Origin of the sequence: Mesorhizobium sp., assembly GCF_004962925.1 — a bacterium.
Lineage (GTDB): Bacteria > Pseudomonadota > Alphaproteobacteria > Rhizobiales > Rhizobiaceae > Mesorhizobium.
Genome location: NZ_SUEO01000006.1, coordinates 49,100 through 56,930 on the forward strand (window position 1 = coordinate 49,100; position 7,831 = coordinate 56,930).

The window sequence follows — 7,831 nt, forward strand, 5'->3', positions numbered from 1 at the left end:
CTAACTCACCCTCTGTTTGTGTTTAGGAATTTGAGGCGCCCGGCAAGCCAGCGCAGGATCATCACCGTGATCATCAAAATGCCCCAGACCGCCGTCGCAAGATGCTGGTTGGCGCCCATCAGATTGAGTCCCGAGGACAGAAGCTGGAGCACAACCAGCGCAACGAATACCGGGATCACCCGACCGAAGCCGCCGAACGGATTGACCCCACCAAGAAAGCAGGCAAGCACGGTGATCAGCAGGTAAGACTCGCCGTGGCCGACACGCACCGAATTGAAGCGCGCCAGCATGATGATACCGGCGACCGCGCACATCGCGCCGGACAATGTGTAGACGAGAATCTGTACCTTGCGCGTATTGATACCGGAATAGCGCGTGGCTTCGATGTTGGAGCCGATCATGTAGGTGTTGAAGCCTAGCTTCATGCGCGTCAGCAGGAGGTGCCAGACAAGCACGCTAGCGATGAAGATGAGCAATGGCACCGGAATGCCAAAAATCGAACTGTAGCCGATCCGCGCCAGGAAGCCGGGGATGCCGGACACGTCGCCGCCGCGCGTCAGGAATTCGCCGAGACCGCGCAGGAAGATCATCATCGACAGCGAGACCAGGATCGGGTGAGCCTTGGTGTGGGCGATGACGAGCCCCATGATCAGCCCACTCAGTGCTCCGACCGCGACGGCAAGGACCGAGCCGAGGACAAAGGCGCCGATGCCCGCGTCGACGCCTCCCTGGCTTTGCAGTACCCAAGCCAGCGTCAGGCCGGCCATGTTGGCGGTGAAGGTGATGGCCAGGTTCAGGCCGCCGGTCAGGATCGGCAGCAGCATGGCGAGTGTGAGGAGGCCGAGCTCCGGCAACTGGAAGGCGACGGATCCGAAGGTGGCGCGGGAAAGGAAGTTCGGCGCGGCAATTCCGAACACGACCATGACCACCGCGAACGCGGCAAGCGGACCTGCCAGTTCGGGGCCAAGCGCATTGCGGGCGCGGTCAATCAAAACCGTCATGAAGGCACCCGTCGGCTTTTCAGGAACGGCAGCAGGCGTTCGATGCTGGTGTTCGACAGAGTGATGGCGGCAAGAATGATGGCGCCGACGATCATCTTGAACGCGAAAGGCGACACACCCATCAAATTGAGTCCGTTCTGGGTGATCGAGACCAACAGAACGCCCAGAATGCAGCCGAGCACGCTGCCTTTGCCGCCGCCGAGCCGCGCACCGCCGAGGACTACGGCTGCCAGAACGTCAAGTTCGCGCCCATAAAGGGCGTTCGGCACGACTTCCTGCGCGTAATGCGCTTGGACGAGACCGGCGATGCCCGCCATCATGCCAAGCCAGCCGAAAGCGATAAATTGCATGGCACCGATATTGATGCCGAAGCGGCGCGCGCCCTCTGGATTGTCGCCAAATGCGTAGAGCTGGCGACCAGTGGTGGTGCGCGTGATCAACGCCCAGGTAGCGAACACGCATATGGCCATAATGAGTACAGGTAGGGTGATCTCCGCCCAGGTCCCGTCAGCCATTTCTCGCTCGAACAGCACGACGCGGGTGGTGAGCCAGTCCGGCAGATTGTAGATCGACACGCCGCCTGTGAAGAACATCAGCAAGCCGAAGAAAATGTTGAAGGTCGAAATCGTGGCGACGATCGAGATGATCCTGAACCCGTGGATCAAGAAGGCATTGATGCAGCCCAACGCGACGCCCAAAGCGCCAGCGATGATGAGGCCGACAATCCAATTCCCGCCGCCGACCCAACCGAGGACGGTCGCCGTCAGATATTGCACAACGGAGGCAGCAACCGCGAAGGAGATGTCAATGCCGCCGGCAATCAGCACAACGAGCAGGCCGACAGCGAAGATGATGTTGACCGAGCTGGTGTTGAGAAGGTCAAACGCGTTGCCGAGGGTGAAGAACCGGTCTGTCGCAAACGAAAGGAAGACGCAGATGACCGCGATCACGGCGAGCAACGCCAGTTCCGTAGCGTGGGAGCGGACAAACCTACGCATAGACCGCCTCCTCGATCGTCTGGAGGGTCGTAGCTCCCGGTGCATATTCGCCGACAATGCGCCCCTGAGCCATGTGCAGCACACGGTCCGCGTTGAAATAGACTTCAGGGACCTCATCCGAGATCAGGATAATAGCCAGGCCGCTGTCCGCCAGCTTGGAAACGATGTCGAAAATGCCGGCGCGCGCGCCGACATCGACGCCGACTGTCGGTGCGTCGAGGATAAGCAGTTTCGGATCGGTCGCCAGCCATTTTGCAATGGCGACACGTTGCTGATTTCCCCCTGACAGGGTCGAGATCGCGTCGTCCTGCTTTCCGATCTTGACGCCGAGATCCCCTATCCAGCGATTGACCAGAGATCGCTTGCGATCGCTCGAAATGAAACCGCGCGAAAGGATCTTGTCTAGCGACGCGATCACCATGTTATCGGCGATTGCCTGGGGCTGAATGAGACCGAGCGACAGCCGGTCTTCCGAAAGATAGGCGACGCCGGCGGCGATCGCGTCACGGTTGGAACTGAAGCGAACGGGGTTGCCATCGAGGACGACAGAGCCGGACTTCGGCTTGCGCATGCCAAACAGCGTCAGCGCGAGCTCGGTGCGCCCTGCCCCGAGAAGCCCGGTGATGCCGAGCGTCTCGCCGCGCCGGACCGTCAAGGACACATCCTGGAATTCGCCGGGCCGCGACAGCCCCTTGACCTCAAGCATAACCGGGCTCGTGCCTAAATCCCGGCGCAGAACGGAATAGCCGAAGGTCTTGCCTGTCATCAGCTCGGTGATGCGCGATTGGGTCAGGCCTTTGGTTGGATAGACGCCAACGAGCCCGCCGTCGCGCAGCACGGTCACGCGGCTGGAGATTTCAAGAACCTCCGCCAGGCGATGGCTGACGAACACAACGGCGACGCCCGACGCCGACAGATTGCGCACGATATCCAGCAGATAGTCGGTTTCGGATTGAGTGAGCGATGCCGTCGGCTCGTCCATGAAGACGAGCTTCGCCTGGCCGACGAGGGCGCGCGCGATTGCTACGATCTGCCGCTGTGCGATGGGAAAATGGTTTAGTGCGAGATCGACATCGAGGGTAACACCAAGACGTTGCAAGGCGTTGGTCGCGACACGGCGCATTTCGGCATAGTTCACCAGCCGCGGCCAGCGGCCGATGACAGTCTGGAACGCGATGTTCTCGGCGACAGTCATCTCGGGAAACAGGGCGAGGTCCTGCCAGATAACCTGAATCCCGCCGGCCTGCGCCGCTACCGGCGACATGTGGGAGTAGCTCTGGCCGTCATAGTTGATCACGGCGCCCGCCTCGGGCTTGTACACGCCTGTAATGACCTTGATCAGCGTGCTCTTGCCGGAGCCGTTCTCGCCGGCCATGCAATGCACCTCGCCCGGCAGCACCTCAAAGCTGACATTCTTCAGCGCCTTCACGCCGCCGAACGTCATGTTGACGTTGCGGAGCGACAGCAACGGCCGTGATGCGGCGCCATCGAGTGCCTGATCAGCCATCGAGTTGAAACCCTGGATCCAATCGGTTGCAATCCTGCAGCCGGGCGGCTCAAGGCCAGCCCGGCTGCCATAGCCTTGGGAGGCTTTACAGGCCCATCGCCGCGAGGTCGTCGACAGTATCCTTGTTGATGGGGACCAGCTGATCAACGATGATGTTACGGTTTTCGAAGTCGGGCTTAACTGTCCCTAGCCCTTCGATCGTATCACCATCCTTGATCTCGTTGCCCTTCATGAGATGGTCGGCCAGCGTGACGAAAACCTCGCCCGCCTGCTTCGGATTCCACATGAAGCCGCCGGAGATCGCGTCGCTTTTGATGAGCTTCTGGCCCTGGCCTGGCGAGAATGGCCCGAGCACGAAAATTTCGCCCACCTTCCGGCGCTCTTCGATTGCGCGGCCAGCGCCGATCGGTCCTTGGCTGCCGAAGGCGAGAAAGCCCTTCAAGCCGGGATTGGCGGAGATCAAGTCAAGTGCAGTGCTGCGGCTCTTGTCCACATCCTCGGCGACGCCATAACGTTCGCCGACAAGTTTCATGTCGGGATTGTTCTTCTTCAGATACTCGATTGCCGCATCGGCCCAGGCATTGTGCAGCGGCACCGTCAGCGAGCCGACGAACACTGCATACTCACCCTTGCCACCCATCTTCTTCGCCAGGAGCTTGGCATGAGCTTCGCCGAAGCCGGTGGCGGACGCGAGTTCGAAGTCCCAGTCGGCGCCCTTCTGGCCAGGCGATTCATGCGTGATGACGATGATGCCGGCGTCCTTGGCCTTCTGCAGCACTGGTTCAAGCACTTTTGCATCATTCGGCACGACGCCGATGACTTTGACGCCCTGAGCGATCAGATCCTCGATTGCGCGAACTTGCAGTGCCGGATCAGCGCTGGTCGGGCCGACCATGAACGCGTCGATCCCGAGCTTCTGGCCGCGCTCCTTGATACCCGCCTCCATTGCGTTGAACCACGGAATGCCGCCGATCTTGACGACGACGCCGACCTTGCCGGCCTGCTGTGCCATCGCAGCGAATGAACCGCCAAGCATAAGGGTCGCGGCAAGCGCCGCGATCATGAGCTTTTTCATCTGTATTCCTCCCATAACGTTCCTAGTGGAAACACACTCGAGCCGTCGAACGACGGCGGCCGTTAGAAACCTCCCCGAAAAGACGGGACACTTCCCCATCGATCATCCACCGGTTTTCGCTTGCACAATCGATGGTGCAAAAACTATTGTGCATCGAGAAGCTCTCGTCAAGCGGGATGTTGCTCTAAATAGACGCGCCGGAGGCGCCAGATGGATCAGCGGGTCAAGAAGAAGGCGACGATCTATGATTTGTCCGTGCTATCGGGCAGTTCGCCGTCGACCGTGAGTGCCGTGCTGAACGGCACTTGGCGCAAGCGCCGTATCAAGGAAAGTACGGCGCAAACAATTCTCGGCCTCGCCGAACGCCACCAGTACACCACCAATCTGCAGGCGCGGGGTTTGCGACGCTCGCGATCGGGCCTGGTCGGCCTTATGCTGCCCGTCCACGACAACCGCTACTTCTCCTCCATGGCGCAGACGTTTGAGGGGCATGTGCGCAGCCGCGGTCAATGTCCGGTCGTGGTCAGCGCCAGTCGCGACCCGGAAGAGGAACGGCGGACCGCGGAGACGCTGATCTCGTATTCAATAGACCAGCTCTTCATCGTCGGCGCCACCGATCCGGACGGCGTGCATGAGGTCTGCGAATCGGCGGGGCTGAAGCATGTCAACATCGACCTGCCGGGAGCGAAGGCGCACTCGGTGATCAGCGACAATTATGAGGGCGCGCGGATGCTGACGGAAGCAATCATCCACCACTTCGGCAATGACGATCCCCTACGGCCGGACGAGCTGTATCTGTTTGGCGGCCGCAACGACCACGCCAGCCGCGAACGCATCGCCGCTTTCCACGCGACCAAGAAGGCACTGCTGGGCGCCGACCCTGAAGACGGAGTGCAGTCCTCCGGGTATTCGCCTGATATAACTTTGCGTGCCTTCGAGGTGTTTTACCAACGCCATGGCAAACTGCCGCGCGCGCTGTTCATCAATTCGTCGATCAACATGGAAGGTCTGCTGCGTTTCATGGCGGGCCGGCCGGCGGAGATGTTTAGCGAGCTTGTCGTCGGTTGCTACGACTATGATCCGTTCGGGTCATTCCTGCCCTTCCCGGTAATCATGGTGCGGCAGAATGTTGAGGCGATGATTGCGAAGGCGTTCGCGCTTATCGATGAACCAACGACGCCGCCGCAGAGCTTCCTGATTACGCCAGAGCTGATCCAGCCCAGGTCTGCGCTGAAAGGGCCGCTGGACACGCTCAAGGATATGGCGTGAGTGTGAACGGGGCTACGGGGTGACCCCACCCGCCCTGAGATTTCAATGGTTTATCGCGCCGGTCGGCATTGAGACCCTTTGCCCAACCACACCTCGCCACAGATGACGCAGAATCTGTTCTCCGGAAATGCCATCGCCCCTTCTCCTGGCGGCTTTGCTCACAATGATCCTAAATTGGAGCCACGCTCGCCATCTCCCGTGCCGAGCCCTCACGAGAGTGTCGCCGTTCCCAACACGGGGGGCACGTGGGCGCCTGCAAAAGGTCTCCAGCACCGGGCGTTAGAAGCGATAACGGACTCCAAGAGTGTTCGCATTAGAACCCTCTTTCATATTTCCAAATGTACCGTCGGCGCCGGATCTATGGTGGAGTTGGTAGACAAGTTCGACATTGGGTGCTTGCCTAACTCTGAAAGAAAGCTCCGCACCAACGAAGCCGAGGAATGATGCATCGCCATCGTCGCGGATTTCGCGGCCGCGCTCGATCTCGGTAGGGCCTGTAACGGTACTAAATCCAGCTGTCACTGCAGGCGCAATCGCCAAATCACCAATGACAAGACCGTGATGGCGAAGTCGCCCTCCAGCCCAAAGTTCGCCAGACGTATCATCGTCCTCGCCGAATCTTATGGCCGCGCCGGTGACGCCACCAAGAACAAAACCAGCGCCTATATCGACGAGATCGCGACCATATGCGGCCCCGATTATGTAATTGTCTGTATAGTTGGCATCAAAAAGGTCGATTGTATCCCCGAAGGACCCGCGCGCAAAGACGCCCCCAAAGACATAAAGATCATTCTTCGTCGGCAGACCGTCTGTGAAAGGGTCCTGGGTCGCAAAATAGATAAAGCGGGAGTTGTCATCGGCGCGTCCAGGACTGACTGAAGTGCTCAAGATCACCGCAGCCAGGGCCACTTGCAGTCCGCGCATAGGCAAGCTCCGAATCGATCCCTCAGTCGATCATCCATCCTTCCTGAATTTCACGAGGAAGAACAAGGTGCGAATTGGTTTATCGCCAGAATGCTGAATGCGGGTACGTTCTGGTAGCTCGAACGCTTTCTTTAGGCTTTGCCGGCCGGTGCGCAACGACAATGGCCGCAGTCAGACGGCCGGTCCGACGGAACGGGCTTTCTTGAGAAGAGCGGAGCGAACTCGAAACGCCGTCCATCTTCTGTTCTTATCGCGACGGCCAAGGAACCCGCCGCCGACCAGTTCGTTTCGCGATATCTGACGCAGACTAACCGGAGGCAAACATGCTCGACATGCCGCATGCTCGCAACCGCATCGTCGACGCGCTTATAATCCGGCGGGACTTCGCTCGGGCCGGATCATGCCAAGACCGGAGCACCCGATACCTATCCCTTAATGCTTTAGACCGCCGCTATGCTGCGCGACGTTGATTATATCTTGCGAAAGCTCGATTGGATGCGCGCCGAAGGCATCTGGCCCAACGGTCTGCGCTATCTCTGGACCGATGCTTTCGGGGTCGTGCTCTATATCTCGCTTTACAAGGAGCTCGGCGACGAACGTTGGCTGGGTGAGGCCGAGCGGCTGGTGGCGGAGGTCGAGCTTGTGCTCGGTCGTTCGCGCGGATTGAGGATCGGCGAAGCGGCAGATCGCGACGGACAGTATTTCCACTACCTGGCGATGTGGCTGTTTGCCTTGGCGCGTCTTGGTGACCTGAAGCCGCGATATCGCGCGCGTGGCATCGCGCTGGCGCGGGACATTCATCCGGCTTTCGTGATCCCCGGGCGCGGCGTGATCTGGAAGATGCAGGAGGATTTGAGCAGCCCCTATCCCGGTTACGGCCTCGGCAGCATGGACGCCTATGATGGCTACGTCTCCTACCGGACGCTCGACGAAGACGCACTTGCGCCCGAGATCGCACAGATGCATGACCTGGTGGAGCGCGACTGGCGCACGCTCGACATCGAACAGGACCTGGGCCTCGGCATGATGCTGTGGCTCGCGCACTTCTTTCCTACCG

At 59.9% G+C, this 7,831-nt stretch carries 6 protein-coding genes and 1 pseudogene; 2 read left to right on the forward strand and 5 right to left on the reverse strand.

Going from position 1 to position 7,831, the window contains the following annotated elements; all coding sequences use genetic code 11:
• Positions 1–5: 5 nt before the first annotated feature.
• From E5W87_RS03160 to E5W87_RS03175, 4 genes are all read right to left on the reverse strand, one after another.
• On the reverse strand, positions 6–1,001 hold the full coding sequence (locus E5W87_RS03160; protein ID WP_292393896.1) for an ABC transporter permease: 996 nt from the start codon (positions 999–1,001) through the stop codon (positions 6–8).
• The gene (locus E5W87_RS03165; protein WP_292393898.1) at positions 998–1,999 is read right to left on the reverse strand and encodes an ABC transporter permease; all 1,002 of its coding nucleotides are present in this window, start codon (positions 1,997–1,999) and stop codon (positions 998–1,000) included. The genes E5W87_RS03160 and E5W87_RS03165 overlap by 4 nt, the downstream gene beginning before the upstream one ends.
• Complete coding sequence (locus E5W87_RS03170; protein ID WP_292393900.1) at positions 1,992–3,506, reverse strand: sugar ABC transporter ATP-binding protein; 1,515 nt, start codon at positions 3,504–3,506, stop codon at positions 1,992–1,994. Before E5W87_RS03170 ends, E5W87_RS03165 begins: the two co-directional genes overlap by 8 nt.
• Before the next feature lie 85 nt (positions 3,507–3,591).
• Positions 3,592–4,581, reverse strand: a complete 990-nt coding sequence (locus E5W87_RS03175) for an autoinducer 2 ABC transporter substrate-binding protein (protein WP_292393903.1) — start codon at positions 4,579–4,581, stop codon at positions 3,592–3,594.
• A 210-nt stretch (positions 4,582–4,791) separates the two neighbouring features.
• Between E5W87_RS03175 and E5W87_RS03180 the strand changes: the two genes are divergently transcribed.
• On the forward strand, positions 4,792–5,850 hold the full coding sequence (locus E5W87_RS03180) for a LacI family DNA-binding transcriptional regulator (RefSeq protein ID WP_292393905.1): 1,059 nt from the start codon (positions 4,792–4,794) through the stop codon (positions 5,848–5,850).
• A 279-nt stretch (positions 5,851–6,129) separates the two neighbouring features.
• On the opposite strand, the gene E5W87_RS03185 is transcribed toward E5W87_RS03180, so the two are convergent.
• Positions 6,130–6,774, reverse strand: coding sequence for a hypothetical protein (locus E5W87_RS03185; RefSeq protein ID WP_292393907.1), 645 nt, complete (start codon positions 6,772–6,774; stop codon positions 6,130–6,132).
• Between the two features lie 477 nt (positions 6,775–7,251).
• Here E5W87_RS03185 and E5W87_RS03190 point away from each other — a divergent pair.
• A pseudogene (locus E5W87_RS03190) lies at positions 7,252–7,831 on the forward strand (hypothetical protein); the annotation flags it as partial.